Consider the following 15,724-nt stretch of genomic DNA (forward strand, 5'->3'; position numbering starts at 1 on the left):
CCTCTTTTATCAAATTTCTGTTACTTGAGAACAAGACTGATTAACCATGTTACAAGAGCTGCCATCACAATATAACTTATCATAGACATCCCCATGCCTAATGCAGCTTGCCAGATATAAACGACCAGCAGCAGTGTGGAAATAAGAATTGCGGCTATAATTAGAAATGCAGCAGCTTTGCATATAGCAAGCCCAATAGCGATCGATACCATACCGCTCACCACAAAACTCAGAAAATCAAGTTCTAACCACTGATTCATCGGAAACTCAAAGAGTCCCCAAAGTATAATTACAACACCTATAATTACCAAAGACCACCCCAGAATTTGCCATCCCATTGTACGTCCACCTTTCTGTTGTGTTATTTTTTCAGGTTGATTACTCATTATTTCCCCATTATTGAATGAATTTATTAATTATTCATTCATTTTGTGATAAAAGTGTACACCACTAAACAAAGTGGTGTTTACGATTCCGTGCTTAAGCCATCAACAATCATCTCTGCCAACAACTCCAATACTTGCGGATAATGGTGGCTCCCGACATCTTCCCTATGGTTGTCAACAACTACTAATGCATTAAACAGTGCAATGATGGTGTCTAGTTCAATATCGTTTCGAAATTGACCAGCTTCTCTCCAACGCTTAATATTCTCGATTAGGAAACTGTACACATAACTGTTCTGCCACACATCTGGCTCTTGAATATGCTCCATAATAATTTGCGTGACTTCCGTATTCTGGTACCATACAGATAAAATTGGATTTTCTTCACTTGTTTGGATCATGAACGTTAAGAATTGTTTGATCACCTCCTTTGGTGATTGATCCATATCAATTTGCGCGACGATTCTTCGTTTTGCTTTTTCATTTTCCGTCTGATATACTTCAGAAAAAATTTGCTCTTTGGATGAAAAATATTTATAAAATGTCCCAACCGCTACTTCCGCTCGTTCCGTAATGGCAGCTACATTTGTTTTTTTAAATCCTTGCTCCCAAAATAAATGATGAGCAGATTCAAAAATACGTTGTCGTTTATCCAACTGTTTCAATTCCAGCACCTCTTCTTGTATTGAATGAATTAATTTATTATTCATTCACAATGTAACATACTAAAAAATGAATTGTCAATGATTTTATTCATTTTTATCAAAACAGGCTAAGATAACTGAACTCTACAGCGCTGCCTTATAATAATGACTCACCTTTTTTGAGTGTAAAAAAGAACCTATTTTGAAAGTAAAAGTGACCAAAATAGGCTCTTATCCAGCAAAAGGATATGAAAACATACCGATAAAAATAGATACATGCTATTATGCGATATTAATAAACTTATAGGTTTCTTCCAGAACTGCTTCTACATTATCTACCAGCAAAGCGTGTCCTGCATCTATTGGAGCATAACGGAAGTTAATTCCTGCCTGTCTGAAATCCTCTATTATTTCAAGTGTCATCTCTTCTGATACTATTAGATCATGGCTTCCCCAGATTACTAGAATAGGGGCACAGATATTCTGTATGTCACCAGTTCCATCAACCACACCATTAGATACTGTACTTATATTGAACACATTTGCTGCATGGGCAGCATCTAATGTATTCCGTTGCTGTGTTGCGGCTTCTAAATAGGTTTGATACTGTTCTTCTGTCGGTTGATTAACAGAATAAAGCACTTGATCCATAGCCGCTTTGAAAAACGCCTGATTATTGTTTTGTTGGGCCTCTACCATCATATTTAAGCCCGAATCTGTTACAATTTGATCCCTCGAATGAATTCTTTCACCATTGGTCTGAAAAGCCGGATAACCTCGTGTAGACATGGAAGAGAGCAAAACGATTTTATCGACATGTTCTGGGTAATCAGCAGCAAACTGCATAGCTACACCGCCACCATTTGACCACCCCATCAAGCAAACTTTCCGCAAATCTAATTGGTCAACAAGTTGCTTTATATCATCAGAAAAATCCTTTATAGTATCGATTGGCTGATGATAACTTGATTTTCCATAACCACGTAAATCAACGGCATAGATGGTAAAAGCAGGATCCATTTCTTCAAGTAATAAATCCCATTGAACAGACGATGCCATATTTCCATGGATTAGTAGTAAAACACGCTCCCCGCCGTCTCTTTTTACATAGGAAAGATTCTCGCCATTGCTTAAAGTAATATTCATACATGCCCTCCTTTTTGTTTGATTAGATGTACAGTTTCTGATTCTTGTCTCAATCCATATCCAGTCACCGCAACTGGTTCGCTGCGGCGAAATAAGCATTGCTGAACTGCTATTCATTGTTGATACTGCATCGTTGCATTATTTTCCACTCGAATCTTATAGCTAATTCCAATCACACAGCTGTATCCGCTGTCATATTGCCTTTTCGGATACAAATATATATCGTTCAAACCTGGCTAAAACATGACTTTTTTGAAATGGATAGTGCTCGTAAAGGTAATCGATAAACCTGCCAGGCCATTCTGTATTACCTGCAAACATATCATAATGTATCGGAATCACTGTGTTCATTTCTGCTGCCACAGCTAATTCCGCTGCCTCTCGTACATCCATATTTCCGATAATATTCTTCTGATTGCGGAAATAATCTCTGCCATTTATCGGGAGGAAAGCTAGATCAATTCGCTCTTCTTTTAATAACTCTACTAATCCGTCATACACAACGGTGTCACCAGCATGGTACAGCTTAACACCTTGCCAGTCGATCATATAACCGACAAAACGATGCTGCTTATTGTTATCATACTCAAACGTTTCATGGGCGGCCGGAATCGCTTTTATCTCTATACCAGATTCCATCAACGGATGGTTGGTATCTGCTTGAATGATATTTTCATCTGCGACACCACACGTCTTTAATAATTCCTCACAACATGGCGGTGCAATAAATTTCGTTTTCTTACTTACTGCTGTCATTGCCTTCACTGTGACTGGATCCAGATGATCAATATGGTCATGAGTAATGCAAACATAATCTACACCCGTTAGCTCCTGCCCACTAAAAGGAGGTGGAAAATTACGATAAGGTACCGAGTCTAAATACGGATCAATGGCTATAACCTTATGATCGTGTCCTTTGATTACTATACTAGCTTGACCGAGATACCAAACGGCTAACATATTTTGTGGTACATTAGTCGTTTTTATTTCTTGTAAAATAGCTTGACCTCTTTCTGAACTGTTCATTTTATCAATCTCCCTTCTATAATCCAAGCCCGCCATTTATATCGAGCTCTGTACCTGTTACTTGTTTCGATTCATCGGAAAGTAAATACATCACACCATGGGCAATATCTTCTTCTGTCTGCATTTCCCCCGTCGGAACAGCAGTTTTTGCCCGTTCTTTCAATTGCGCTTCACTGATTCCCATGCTTTCATGTAATTCTATTTCACCTTTAGAAGCAACCCAGCCGACCGTCACCCAATTGGAACGGATACCATCTTTTGCGTAATGGGCAGCAATGCTTCGATTCAGGGTAAGCATCGCCCCTTTGGAACAAGAATAGGCCACTAATTCCTTTGCTCCTTTATAAGCATTGGTAGAGCCAATTTGTACGATGGAACCCCCGCCTGTCTTTAACATTTCTTGAATGGCATACTTAGAACAGAAAAAGGCACCTTTCATATTGACAGCAAAGATGGCATCGAAATCCGGCTCTTCTGTTTCTAAAATGGTACCACGCGGAAAAATACCAGCATTATTAACCAAGCCGTCTATCCGGCCAAAATAAGCTATCGTCTTTTCTATTAATTCCCGGCAAGCCGCCTCTGTGGAAACATCTGCGTGGATAAAAACTGCCTTTGTGCCATACATTGTTTCAATCTCTTTTGCCGCCGCTTTTCCAGTCTCACTATTTCTCCCATTAACTACTACATAAGCTCCTTCTTTTGCACAAAAATGAGCAATTGTTTTACCAATCCCTTGGGTTGAACCGGTGATGACAATAACTTTCCCTATCAGCCGATTGGACATGAATGATCCCTCTTTTCTTAAATTAGTCAATGCCACTTTACCTGCCTCCAATGTAACATGACTTCCGGGACACCGCCAGTTATAAATAGGCGAATGATAGGATGAGTTGACCATTTTATATGAAAAGAGTCCAATCAACGCTGAACTTTTTCATACTGGCGGTAGTCAACCCTATCACTCAGAAAAAGGGAAATATTTAGATTTGATTCAAAAAAAAGAACGACTCAGAACAATTCGTATGTTCTGGCACGTTCCAACGCCTGCAATCGGTTTTTGGCCTGTAGTTTGCTATAAATATTATTAATATGTGTTTTGATAGTGGAGAGTGAAACCTCCAGTTCGTTGGCCATTTCTTTATTAGAAAGTCCTTTGTCCATCAGATGGAGAACAGATTGTTCCTTTCGCGTGATAGAGGGTTTATACCCATTTACCAAGGCGGATTCGTGAGTCTCTGTTCCGAGTGGAAAAATGAGTCGTTGCAATTGTTTCACATATGACAGAGGGACTTTTTTGCTAGGACGGTGATGTTGCGTTTGACGCCGCTTAATATATCGATTCAATAATTCTCCGAGTGCAGCTCCTTCATCCACAAAAATACGGATATAATTCTCCGGCCATGCCAAGGCCAGAGCTTCCTCCAATACATCCATGCATTGTGCTTGCTTTTCCTGTAAAGAAAGAATTCTGCTCTGCGATATAAGTAAACGGATTTGTTCACCTTGCCGACCCGTCTTATTTGCGTGGCGAATCAGCCGCTCTATTAACGCCGTAGCTTGTTCTATTTGTCCCTTTTCTGCCAAGAAGACGGCCAATAGATTGTATTCCTCCATCATGGATGCCGGGATTTCATCTGTATATCTTAAGCCGCTTGTTCTTATCCATTGATTGATATATTTCTTTGTTCCTTGCATCTTTGCCAACGTTCCCTGAACCAATGAAATCCGCCTTGACAAATGTGTATTCGCTTCCAATATATCTTGTTTGCCTAATTCTTGCAGCTTGCCATTCGCAGCTTTCCAATCTCCTTGTGCAGCTGCAATGCGGGCAAGCCATAGTTCAGCTATGATCACAAGACTCAAATTACCATACGATTTCCCGATATCATATGCCTTGCGCATATACCGCTCTGCTTCATGCAGATCATTACGTTCATACTGTAATTTGCCAAAATCGATATGGAGATGAGCAATAAAATATACTTGTCCTGTTTCAGACCAAATAGACAGCAAAGGAAGAACTACTTCTTCGGTCAGATTCAAACTATCATCAGATACATAAATATCCCAAACCGGATGATAACCATCTTGACCATTGCCAAATCCAACGAATAAATCCCCTTCTGGATGTTTTGCGACATATTCCTTTGAATATTGCACGACGAACTCAAAATCTCGATCTAAAAATGTGCGGAATGCAACCAAAAAGGGAAGACCCGCTTGCAATGTCTGAATGGCCTTCGGAGAAAGAGAGGAATTGTCTTCTTCCAGCTTGCGAACAGCTTGCCAGTACGCTTCATTAGAGGCCTCGACCCGCCCTGATAAATACTGAGCAGCGATTTTGGCCAGCAGCAGTTTGGGCTTGGTAAACAATAATACTGCCGGAATGGAACTAAGCCATCCCCCCAGCGTTGTCCATTCTTGGATCATCAATTCTGGTGTCCTTACTTCCAATAAAAAAAGCGCCGCTTCATAATCCTCCCCTGTTAAATAATGTTCAATTGCCTCATCAAGATAGCCATTCTCCTCCAGCCATCTTGCTGCAGTAAGATGAAACCCTTGCCATTCGAGCGGTTTACTTTTTTTCAATTGTCTTATTAAAAATGCTTGAAACAAATGATGATACCTGAACCATTCCTGCTGTTCATCTAAAGGGACAAGAAACAAACTGTTCTGCTCCAATTGCTGCAAATATGCTTCACTCTCAGTCATTCCAGTCACCGTTCGACAAAGTTCACCAGTCATTCGCTCTAAAATCGATGTCTGCATTAAAAAGCGCTGCATCCTTTTTGATTGATAGGAAAACACTTCCTCGAAAAAGTAGTTCGAAATATCACGCTCCATTCCAGTCATCTTCTGAACTAGTGCAATCGAATCAGCCTTGTCGGGCAAAGACATGACTGCTAGCCGCATCGCAGCAGCCCATCCTTCCGTTCGTTCTTGCACAGCCGCTGCTTCTTGATAGGACAATTGCATTGCGCCGTTCTTAACAAAGAATTCGGTCGTTTCCTCTGAATTGAAACGGAGATCATTCGCTTCCAGCAAGTTCAGGCCATTTCTTGCTCGTAATCGCGACAAAGATAATAAAGGCGTCACTCGACTAGTGATATAAAGATGGACATGGGCAGGAAGCCGTTCCAGCAAATAAACAACACTCTCTAGAATCACTGGATCAATCAGCAGATGAAAATCATCCCATATGATAACCTGTGTCTGTGGCATACGATTCAATTCGTTAACAAGTGCCGCAACCAGTGCGTCTCCAGCCTTATCTTCGATGACATGACGAAGTACAGGCTGTTCATCAAAATCCGGATAAGCTTGCTTCAGTGCGGCAATCGTATGGCCCCAGAATCGGGCAGGATCGTTATCCCGCCGATCTATCGATACCCAAGCAACAGGCTGATCCAGTGTTATTGCCCACTCACTGAGCAAGGTTGTTTTGCCATACCCGGCAGGGGCTGTAATCAAGGTGAGCTCATGCTCCAGCCCTTTATCTAACCGATGAAACAAACGAGTCCGCTCCACAAGTGCTGCTCGAGATTTGGGGATATGCAATTTGGTGGCAATGATAATCACGTGCAATCACTCCCTGTTTATTCAATGAATGAGAATGAACGTATGGTAACTATTACTTTTTTACTATTATACCAAATTAAATGTATTTGTCTTATCTTGTTTGAACACACACAAGAAATATTTACTCCGTTATTTCTTTAGTTGATTACTTATGGTTCGTCTATCTTGCTAGAACGAATGGAAACAGTCTTAAAAGCAACAGATGTGCGTAAAAACTGGGGGAAATTTAATGATGATGTGTTCATAAGGGCCCGCAATTCGTCAAACGTAATCGATATGAATGGGCAGCTTTAAGTAAAGAACAACTTCTCATGCTTTTGATTCCTTTCGTTTTCACGCGTCAGTTTTGCCCGAAAGTGATGGTACTATTACCTTATCCATTAGAGACTTTGATATTGTAGCCAATGGAGAAACAGAAGAAGAAGCAGTTACTGATCTAGCCGAGTTCCTCATTGATTATGCAGAAGACTATTTGAATGACTATTCCTTATATTCCAGATCTCCCAATCGACGCAGCCATCTCCCTTTTATAATGAATATTTTTTTACAAGATGATGTTGAGGGAGTCAAGCAGCTAATTACATGCCTACATGGAGAGAAATAGAGCGATTTTGTAAGCGTGATGGTTGGGAAATAGTTAAAAAGAAAACAAAACATACTCATTAAAAAAAGTGATGAAAGATGGATCAGTAAAGTATACAGGGGTCTCTAGGGGAACAGGAGAAGTAAAAGGGAATTTATGAAGAGAAATATTAAATAAACAGCTTTAGGTCACGGTAGAAGAGTTTAATAAGAATAAATAAGAACCTTCTTGCAAACGTTATTTCATTGTTTGCAAGGGGGTTTTGCTGTACAAGAAAACTCTCAGATTTGGTATATTCCTTTTTTCTTCACAATAAGTCATTCTCTGATAACGACAAAAATACATAGTCAGGCGTGATCACCGCACTATCCAATTTAGCTAACCTCTACACCCTCCGCCAATAATAGAGAGCCAGCTGTGTTCGGTCACGTACTTCCAATTTATCTAAAATAATGGAGATCGTGTTACGGACGGTTCCTTCACTGATAAATAACTGACTGGAAATTTCTTTGTTGGAGCAGCCTTGTGCAACAAGCTGAAGGATATCGGTTTCCCGTGTCGTTAAAACGTCTAGTCCCTTCTTTTCCGGTTGTGTCAGCTGTCTTAATACATTGGCATGAAGTACGGAACTCCCAGAATCCAGTGCCCGAAGCTGTTGTGCCATATCTTGCACTGGCGCCGACTTAAGCAGATATCCTTCCGCACCAGCCAACAAAGCCAATCTTATATTCCGTTCATCTTCAAAAGTTGTCAGCATCATCACGCGAATTTGCGGCCAGCGTCTTTTAAGCTCACGGGTGGCCTGAATACCGTCCATTCCTGGCATTTGGATATCCATAAGAACAGCATCTGGCTGTGAGGCTTCACAAGCAGCAATAGCTTGTGCACCATCATTTGCTGTTCCGATCACCTTGATATCCTTTTCACGGGAAAACAGTAATTGAAGACTCTCATATACCATCTCGTCATCATCAACAATAATTATCTTCATCTCCAAGCCCTCTTTCCTTTCTAACTATGCTAGGTTTCACTAAGTCTCTTTTCGTCGTTTTCCAGGGGCAGAACACAAACAAGCTGAAATCTTTCTCTTAGGACAGAAGCAGACAAACTCCCTCCGACTGATTCCGCGCGCTGCCGCAGATTTCTAAGTCCAATTCCATTTCCATTCGCGGATCGAAGCACACCATCATTGAATATGGAAAGACGAATAATGCTTTCACTGATATCCAAGGAAACCTTTACTTGTGTTGCTTCCGTATGGTGTGCCACATTTGTCAGCGCCTCCTTCAAACATGGCTCTAATATCCCCCACAAATAGACTGGGATTTTTGATGTATCTCCGTGAATCTCCCAATCGACTGGACACTTATTAAATTGCTCCCCTATGCCTTGAAAGCTTTCCAGACCCATAGCATGTATTGGTTTCATGTTACGAACGGTTTCTCTTAAGTGACGGGAACTCTCAGAAAATCTCTCTTTTGCTTTTAAAAAAACCTGTTCCGCTTGTGGATCGTCTTCCTTCCAGAGTTGTTCAAATGCTTGTAATGCCAAAATAGCTCCTGTCAGTTCATGACCCACATGATCATGTAATGACTTTGAAATGCGGTTTCGTTCTGCTAATTCTGCCACTTTTGCTGTCTGCACATTGGCCAACAGCAACTCACGCTTAAAGGTCTCTAACTCGAATCGCTGCCGCCGCTCCCGATCGGCTTCCTTTTTATATGCTTCTACATCCTGTGACCAGTTATAGATCGCCATTCCAGTAACTGCTGCAGAACATAAAACCGTCAGCAATACCAATGAATACTGAGATTCCATGAATAAAAAAAGGAAAGATAGCAATATAAACCACGGCTTTCCTTTCAGCATCGTTTCAAAAATTGGAACAGCAAGGGCAAACCAGGCACCTGGCCAAAAGATAGCTATAATGAAACAACCGACCTGATCAAAAATAGTTGTCCAAGCAGGCATCTCTATTCTCCATCTCATGAGAGATATCGTTGCCAGAAACAGCAAAAGGAGTACTCCTGCCTCGCTGTCATCACTAAAAAGCCAAAAGATACAGAGTAAAAGAATAGCTAAAGACCGCCATATAAAGGTGCACGTCACCGGAGTCCATACTTCATATTTCTTTGGCTCCATATGCTGATTCCCCTTCTGCCATACAAATTTTTGATTGCTGCAAGACCATTTTCCAACTTCAGGCTGATTGAAAGCTCTCCTCCAACAGGCACTACTGTACCACAGGGAAGCAAGGTAAAAAAACGGATACAAGTCTCGCTGTCTTCTTTTTTCCAGTGTATCATGTGAATCCATCCAAAGAAACTACTTACTTGTTTGATCACGAAGTTGGCACCGCTGATGAAATTAAGAGAGCCGTCGTTTACTGCCAATTACAAGGAACGCTGCTGTAAACAGCAACAGCACAACAAACGGTACTGCCAGCTCAGTCGGATCTGCTTGAGTAGCTACAATTATTAGTGATTCTGCTAGCCAGTAAGTGGGGAATAGCATAGCAAGCCGTTGTAACAGTTCAGGCATCAATTCAACCGACCATATCATACCTCCTGCCATCGTCATCAGCATAATGGAACTCATTAAAACCACAAAAGCTGTCTCTTTATGCCGGAATAAGGAAAACCAAGCCAGGGAAAAACCAATGGCTGTCAGTGCAAATAGCACATACACCACCAATAGTAAGAACGGATTAATTAAATCATGGCCATATAAAATACCGCCAGCAATAACCACTACGATCTGTACAATTAAAATAAGTGAATAAGCCAGTAAGTTTTGCCATAGATATTGTAAATGTGTAACAGGGGCAACCCCAATTCTCATCAGTACTCCTTTTGTACGATCTTCCATGATAATGCTGGTAATTCTGGCTGCTGCAAAAAATAATACAACACCATATAGCTGAAAACCTAACGGAAGTAGTGTCCACTCTTCATTCGGCATAAGAATGACAATAAAAGGTAAAACACATAATAAGATGATATTCATAATATTTCTGAAACAGCGTCTAATCGTAAACAAGAAAATAGTCATGTCAACCGCCTCCTGCCAAGCAGTACGATTAATACTGTTAATATAATAGAAAGCACAATCAGCATCCCCATACTCAGATACATTTCACTCGTTTCCAACCCTTGCATTCTATAGATAATAGCTGTCTCACCAAGTGTTAATGGATTGATATAGCGATTAATCCAATCAATAAGCACTATGTCTGGAATCGGAATGAACAGATAACCTGATAAAATCATAAAGAGAAAAAGATACGCATATCCAATTAATTCAGCAATTTTGTATTTCTTTATGACTGTAACAGCTATCAAAAATACGAGCTGTGACACAATAGAAACAAACATAAGGACAAGAACAGCCCAGCCTATATTTCCCCAATTCACACCATAGACCCAATAGGTGAACAACACCATAATGGTTCCATTTAGGATATTAAACAGGACACTGCTTATCACAATAGAAATAGCATGAATATATATCGGATAAGGTAAGGATCGTAGCCGCCATCTGTTTTCAGAAAACAGATCACCTTTGATCGTTTCCATTGTATAAAAGCCTCCAACAAGTTGAAAACCTATAATGATACCTATGGAAATCATCTCCATTCCAGTCCGTCCATACTCATCAACAAACTCATCCCCTATCGCAAAGCCGTTCACCGTTATAATCGCTAAAGGGAGCAAAATTAAAATAACAAAGCCAATATAACCACGGAGCATTCTCCGTAACGCAAAATAAACAGATCTGAGTAGCATGTTATTCCTCCTCTCCATCTCGCAGTGTTTTCCCTGTCAAGGTAAGGAATACATCTTCCAATGTTGGCTTCTCTGCTGTAACCGAACGGACTCCTCCTGCCTTTTTAACCACGGCAAGCACGTTATCAACGTTTTCTGCACCACCACTGGAAATGATCTGGATTTTCTTCTTGTTGTGTATTACTTGTTTGACGCCATTAAGGCTGCGCAGTTCTTCCAAAGTCTCACTGGTCGGCTCATCTATTACTTCTAAATGTATTTTTTCTTCATGTTGAATATTTTCAACCAACTCTTCTAGTGTACCTTTGGCAATGACATGGCCTTGATCCATAATGACAATTTTGGAAGCAAGGGATTGGACTTCTTCCATATAATGCGTTGTGTACAAAATAGTGGTGCCCTGCTTTTGCAATTCACGGACGGATTCCAGAATATAATTTCTCGATTGCAGATCAATTCCTACAGTTGGTTCGTCCATAATCAGTAGTTTCGGTCGATGGACGAGCGCACAAGCGATATTTAAACGCCGTTTCATTCCCCCGGAAAATTTAGCAGGCAGATTTTTCGCTCTATCGGTTAACCGTACAAAAGCAAGGGTTTCATCCACACGCTGTTTAAGCTCAGCCCCTCTCAAACCATATATTCCGCCAAAGAACTCCAGGTTTTCACGAGCGGTCAGATCGTCAAATATGGTAATGTCTTGTGTGACCAAGCCTATCTGTTGTTTAATCTCCATGATATGATCATTCAATTTTTTCCCAAACAACGAGATATCACCAGAGTCTACTTTAATCAATCCTGCCAATGCATGAATCAATGTTGTCTTGCCAGCTCCATTCGGCCCAAGCAAACCGAGAATTTCACCTTTTTCTACCTCAAGATTTACATGATCTAAAGCTCGAAAAGAGCCATATCGTTTTACGATATCGTTCATATACGCAATTATCATGTACGATAACCCCCTTCATGAATTTGTTTTATGATGTTATTATCGCAGGAGATAATGAGCAGTAATAGTTACAAATGTAACGAACTTAACTAGTAGATTTAAAACTGGCCTCATTACCTTAGTGAGACGTATAGGAAAACAACGCTTTTTTTGAAAGTACAGACTACATGCGCTCGCTGCTTAACTTTATTTTAAAGCAACATGAATTACAAATGTCACTATTCACCACTGAAAACTCAAATTATACTATACACAAATCTTTTTTTGTGAGGTGACATGATGCAAAATAACAAAATGACTGCTGCTAATTATTCCAAACGTTCTCTTGCCCCGGACATTGCCAGAGGGTTTATGCTTTTATTAATTGCAATGGCTTCTATCTGTTCAATGTGGAACTAGGGGTATACACTCGTCCTGCTGGTGGTACAGTGTTAGATCAGGCAGTAAATTTTTAAGCTTCATCTTACTGGAACAGCAGAGTTTACCCAATGTTTGCCGTATTATTCAGAATAGGATTAGCAATAGTGGTTAATCGTCAAACTGAAAAAGACATGGCTGATAGAGATATCAAAAAGTTAATTCGACGCAGAGGATATTTCCTTTTGCTCTTCAAGGTGATTCACGGCACTTTCGTTTATGGCGGTGAAATTCTTCGTACAGTACAAAAATAAAACAAAGAGGTTATCTAGAAAGGGCGTAATGCTGTTATTACAAATGTCACTATGATTCAACGATCTTTTCGTTTATGTTCTGTAAAGAGGATGATTGAGCAAGATTTTTGTTTTATGAAACAAGTTTGAGAAAAAAGGAAGTGTATATATGAATCATCAACGTCTGTCACTCATATGGAGAATACTTATTGTTTTCACAGCTATCTCTGTCATTTGGTGGATATCCAGTGGTGTTAATGCCTGGATAGGAGTTGAGGGAGAATACAATCGTACAGCTCACATCCTATCAGCATTACTTATATTCAGTTTGGTCATTCCATTGATTATTGTTGCACGTAAGTATCTAGACAAACGGCCCTGGACAGGATTAAGGCTTACCTCTTTCAAAAAGGGGTGGAAACCGTTTGTTTATGGAGGGCTCAGCTATCTTATACCAGCATTGCTAGGAATAATCATTTTTTCCTTGTTTGGGTGGACAAAGGTAAATTTTCAGTCCTCTTTTGGAGAGCTGTTAGTTGCTGTTATCGTGTTGGTAATACTTGTATTTATGTCTGAGGCATTACCGGAAGAGCTTATTTTCCGTGGTTATTTTTATCGTAACTTAAACAATTCCCTTTCCAAATGGAGGGCAGTCTTAACTCAGAGTGTGTTATTTGTATTGTTTGCTTTAATTATTGGAGCTGCACCTAGTATTGATCGAATCGTATTTTTTCTAGCAATTGCCATTGTGATAGGTATGATTCGTGTTATCACTGAGAACGTATGGAGTGCGGTTGGTTTTCACTTAGCTTTTCAAACGATGCAGCAAATGTTTGGAAATCCTTATCACCAAGAATTAACTTCTTCGACACCAGCTCTTATGGAAATTGTGATTTTGGGAATCATTCCGTTTTCCTTTGCGATTGTAACACTAAAACTGTTTGTTAAAAAAGAACCGGATTGGAAGGAAGTAGATCCGGAATAGAGGCTATTTCTTTTTGTATATTTCAACAATCGCGCCCTAATGTATTGAACATTTATGTTCCTGAGAAAATAAGGTATACTGAGAATATAGCTTAATGGAGGGTGCAAAACATAATGGATAAATTGTATGTGTACCATGTAGTTACCGAAAAACCTATGAAGCTTGGACAAATAATAATATTTGATAAACACCATTATAATGGTGTCTATCACCGAGTTATGGCTTGTAAAAATATATTAGATGGCGCCAAGCCTATTGATAACTTATCCAAATTTATCAATTCAAATTTGGAATACTGGACTGTTAGAACATATAGAGAATTAGCGTTGGAAAAGGTTAGAAAGGAAAAATACCCAAAATACCCTTCTAGAATGTCATGTTTATACACCTCAAAAACTTTTTCAGACGCAGAAATGTGGGCAGATTCATTTATAAATAGTGGTAGAAATGTTTATCAAATAGTTAAATTACGAACAGATGGTAAGGTATTTGATGGTGATGCGTATAATGTATTTGACGGAACTGATAATTCTGAAGAAAATGAGAGAAATGCAGATTACTACTGGAGTCAAAAACCTAATAAACTTGGTAAAGACAAATTAGTTGAAACCTTAATAGATGGCAATATAGAAGTCATAGAAATAGTAAAGGAATTTCCACAATAGGGCACAAACGATAAGCCGGAGCTGGCATGGATCTTATCTTTGACATACTTATTGTGTAAATCTTATGGCACCGCGAATTATATGTTTTCTTAATATACAAAGAAAGTTATTTCCTATTCAACTTTTCAACAAAAACAGCCTTTAACCAGCAACGGTGCAGCAGACTGACTTACAACCTGCTCCCATATAAACTGATTAAAATAATGCTGTGAAAATCTGCAAAGGTAAATTAATCAATCCATTCTTGTAATCTCCCAAATTCTAAAGCCGGATTAAGTTTAGTTTGGCCTGGACAAATCACTAACCTTACAATCGCTGATCACGACTTCAAAACTTTTCACATGGTGCAGGTATGTCTTAGACGGTTTTAGTATTACATGGAATCTTTAGCAGTAATAGTTACAAATGTAATGAATGGTATAGGAAAAACGCAGCCAAAAATAGGAGCGTTGAAAACAAGAACCATGCTGTGGTAACACTGGCAACAGCAGGAATGGCATTGGCTTAACAACGAGATACAGTTGTTTGGACAACATATAGTTTATCTTGTGGAACAGGTGGGAAATTGATTGATTTTGGCTCTTTAATTATACACTTACATAGACGCGATCTGCTCTAAGTGTAGCTGGTTTACAACAGCATCAACTAAGGGAGCCAAAGGATTGATGATAGACTGTGCTGTCGCATATTCTGCTTGCTTAGCAGCCTCTACCATAGATAGCTGAGCAACCGAAATAATTCTATCTTCTATATTTTGTACAGCCTCTAAGATTGCCTGATTATATGCTTGTTGCTGACCTTTCATCAACAATTCAAAAGCAGCGTTTATTACTGTTATCTCTATATCTAAGGAATTTTGTTGTTGATCTGCATGATGATGGAGCCGCTCCATTGTTCCCTGAACGGTGGCTGGGTTAGTAAATAGAATCGTTTGAGGCTGCTGTATACGAGATATGGCTTCAAAATACGGTTCATCCACTTTTATAATAGGTACGGATATTGATAGCACTTCTTCTTGTAATAAAGCAATATAGTTGGTACATGTAATCAGAATAGCGTCCGCATGACACTGTGTCACCCACTTAATTTGCTCCTTCACTTTCATTTGAGCCTCTGCCACGGTGAAATGTTCATTAGATGTCATGTGATACAGGAGAGCCGGATCAACAAAATGGATGAATTCAACATCATATGTAGAAAATGAGGTATCGATGTAGGTAATATTTAAATAATGTGCATGTAAACAGGCTATTCTTTTTTTCACATTATCTCCACCTTTGAAGTTATTTGGACTATCATTATATCAGAATGTGGATGGAAAAA

Annotated in this window: 16 protein-coding genes; 4 read left to right on the forward strand and 12 right to left on the reverse strand. The window is 39.6% G+C overall.

The features are described 5' to 3' along the window. Positions 1-20: 20 nt before the first annotated feature. The 6 genes from JOD18_RS03810 to JOD18_RS03835 all read right to left on the reverse strand — a co-directional run bounded on the left by JOD18_RS03810 (position 21) and on the right by JOD18_RS03835 (position 6,784). Positions 21-386, reverse strand: coding sequence for a hypothetical protein (locus JOD18_RS03810; RefSeq protein ID WP_204667609.1), 366 nt, complete (start codon positions 384-386; stop codon positions 21-23). 80 nt (positions 387-466) lie between these two features. Beyond that, positions 467-1,096 carry a TetR/AcrR family transcriptional regulator gene (locus JOD18_RS03815; RefSeq protein WP_204667610.1) on the reverse strand — a complete coding sequence of 210 codons (630 nt, stop codon included), beginning with the start codon at positions 1,094-1,096 and terminating at the stop codon, positions 467-469. Between the two features lie 216 nt (positions 1,097-1,312). Then, the gene (phaZ, locus tag JOD18_RS03820) at positions 1,313-2,176 is read right to left on the reverse strand and encodes an intracellular short-chain-length polyhydroxyalkanoate depolymerase (RefSeq protein WP_204667611.1); all 864 of its coding nucleotides are present in this window, start codon (positions 2,174-2,176) and stop codon (positions 1,313-1,315) included. A 192-nt stretch (positions 2,177-2,368) separates the two neighbouring features. Beyond that, positions 2,369-3,202, reverse strand: coding sequence for an MBL fold metallo-hydrolase (locus JOD18_RS03825; RefSeq protein ID WP_204667612.1), 834 nt, complete (start codon positions 3,200-3,202; stop codon positions 2,369-2,371). Positions 3,203-3,218: 16 nt separating this feature from the next. Beyond that, positions 3,219-4,025 carry a glucose 1-dehydrogenase gene (locus tag JOD18_RS03830; protein ID WP_204667613.1) on the reverse strand — a complete coding sequence of 269 codons (807 nt, stop codon included), beginning with the start codon at positions 4,023-4,025 and terminating at the stop codon, positions 3,219-3,221. Between the two features lie 188 nt (positions 4,026-4,213). Continuing rightward, positions 4,214-6,784, reverse strand: coding sequence for a winged helix-turn-helix domain-containing protein (locus JOD18_RS03835; RefSeq protein ID WP_338029484.1), 2,571 nt, complete (start codon positions 6,782-6,784; stop codon positions 4,214-4,216). Between the two features lie 346 nt (positions 6,785-7,130). Here JOD18_RS03835 and JOD18_RS03840 point away from each other — a divergent pair, with 346 nt between their 5' ends. Continuing rightward, positions 7,131-7,388: a hypothetical protein gene (locus JOD18_RS03840; protein WP_204667614.1), complete on the forward strand. Its 258-nt coding sequence runs from the start codon at positions 7,131-7,133 to the stop codon at positions 7,386-7,388. Positions 7,389-7,752: 364 nt separating this feature from the next. Here the strand turns inward: JOD18_RS03840 and JOD18_RS03845 are convergent, their stop codons facing one another. From JOD18_RS03845 to JOD18_RS03865, 5 genes are all read right to left on the reverse strand, one after another. Beyond that, positions 7,753-8,358, reverse strand: a complete 606-nt coding sequence (locus tag JOD18_RS03845) for a response regulator transcription factor (RefSeq protein WP_204667615.1) — start codon at positions 8,356-8,358, stop codon at positions 7,753-7,755. Between the two features lie 29 nt (positions 8,359-8,387). Beyond that, entirely contained in the window at positions 8,388-9,509 is a 1,122-nt protein-coding gene (locus JOD18_RS03850) for a sensor histidine kinase (RefSeq protein WP_204667616.1), read from the reverse strand. A gap of 225 nt (positions 9,510-9,734) precedes the next feature. Next, a complete protein-coding gene (locus JOD18_RS03855) occupies positions 9,735-10,418 on the reverse strand; it encodes an ABC transporter permease (RefSeq protein WP_204667617.1) in 684 nt (227 codons plus the stop codon). Beyond that, the gene (locus JOD18_RS03860; RefSeq protein ID WP_204667618.1) at positions 10,415-11,152 is read right to left on the reverse strand and encodes an ABC transporter permease; all 738 of its coding nucleotides are present in this window, start codon (positions 11,150-11,152) and stop codon (positions 10,415-10,417) included. The genes JOD18_RS03855 and JOD18_RS03860 overlap by 4 nt, the downstream gene beginning before the upstream one ends. 1 nt (position 11,153) lies before the next feature. After that, positions 11,154-12,101 carry an ABC transporter ATP-binding protein gene (locus JOD18_RS03865; RefSeq protein ID WP_204667619.1) on the reverse strand — a complete coding sequence of 316 codons (948 nt, stop codon included), beginning with the start codon at positions 12,099-12,101 and terminating at the stop codon, positions 11,154-11,156. A 488-nt stretch (positions 12,102-12,589) separates the two neighbouring features. Between JOD18_RS03865 and JOD18_RS03870 the strand changes: the two genes are divergently transcribed. The 3 genes from JOD18_RS03870 (at position 12,590) to JOD18_RS03880 (ending at position 14,401) form a co-directional block, all read left to right on the forward strand. After that, positions 12,590-12,772 (forward strand): hypothetical protein, encoded by a 183-nt coding sequence (locus JOD18_RS03870; protein WP_204667620.1) that lies wholly within the window; start codon positions 12,590-12,592, stop codon positions 12,770-12,772. A 148-nt stretch (positions 12,773-12,920) separates the two neighbouring features. Then, positions 12,921-13,736 (forward strand): CPBP family intramembrane glutamic endopeptidase, encoded by an 816-nt coding sequence (locus JOD18_RS03875; protein WP_204667621.1) that lies wholly within the window; start codon positions 12,921-12,923, stop codon positions 13,734-13,736. A 113-nt stretch (positions 13,737-13,849) separates the two neighbouring features. Further along, entirely contained in the window at positions 13,850-14,401 is a 552-nt protein-coding gene (locus JOD18_RS03880; RefSeq protein ID WP_204667622.1) for a DUF2441 domain-containing protein, read from the forward strand. 595 nt (positions 14,402-14,996) lie between these two features. On the opposite strand, the gene JOD18_RS03885 is transcribed toward JOD18_RS03880, so the two are convergent. Further along, entirely contained in the window at positions 14,997-15,665 is a 669-nt protein-coding gene (locus JOD18_RS03885; protein ID WP_204667623.1) for a hypothetical protein, read from the reverse strand. Positions 15,666-15,724: the final 59 nt, after the last annotated feature.

This window comes from Gracilibacillus alcaliphilus (genome assembly GCF_016909015.1).
In the GTDB taxonomy this organism is placed as follows: domain Bacteria; phylum Bacillota; class Bacilli; order Bacillales; family Amphibacillaceae; genus Gracilibacillus; species Gracilibacillus alcaliphilus.

Bases quoted from the DNA above. Each gene is read 5' to 3' on its own strand.
- JOD18_RS03810 (WP_204667609.1), bottom strand. From the start codon at position 386: ATGAGTAATCAACCTGAAAAAATAACACAACAGAAAGGTGGACGTACA.
- JOD18_RS03815 (WP_204667610.1), bottom strand. From the start codon at position 1,096: ATGAATAATAAATTAATTCATTCAATACAAGAAGAGGTGCTGGAATTG.
- phaZ (WP_204667611.1), bottom strand. From the start codon at position 2,176: ATGAATATTACTTTAAGCAATGGCGAGAATCTTTCCTATGTAAAAAGA.
- JOD18_RS03825 (WP_204667612.1), bottom strand. From the start codon at position 3,202: ATGAACAGTTCAGAAAGAGGTCAAGCTATTTTACAAGAAATAAAAACG.
- JOD18_RS03845 (WP_204667615.1), bottom strand. From the start codon at position 8,358: ATGAAGATAATTATTGTTGATGATGACGAGATGGTATATGAGAGTCTT.
- JOD18_RS03850 (WP_204667616.1), bottom strand. From the start codon at position 9,509: ATGGAGCCAAAGAAATATGAAGTATGGACTCCGGTGACGTGCACCTTT.
- JOD18_RS03855 (WP_204667617.1), bottom strand. From the start codon at position 10,418: ATGACTATTTTCTTGTTTACGATTAGACGCTGTTTCAGAAATATTATG.
- JOD18_RS03860 (WP_204667618.1), bottom strand. From the start codon at position 11,152: ATGCTACTCAGATCTGTTTATTTTGCGTTACGGAGAATGCTCCGTGGT.
- JOD18_RS03865 (WP_204667619.1), bottom strand. From the start codon at position 12,101: ATGATAATTGCGTATATGAACGATATCGTAAAACGATATGGCTCTTTT.
- JOD18_RS03870 (WP_204667620.1), top strand. From the start codon at position 12,590: ATGTTTGCCGTATTATTCAGAATAGGATTAGCAATAGTGGTTAATCGT.
- JOD18_RS03875 (WP_204667621.1), top strand. From the start codon at position 12,921: ATGAATCATCAACGTCTGTCACTCATATGGAGAATACTTATTGTTTTC.
- JOD18_RS03880 (WP_204667622.1), top strand. From the start codon at position 13,850: ATGGATAAATTGTATGTGTACCATGTAGTTACCGAAAAACCTATGAAG.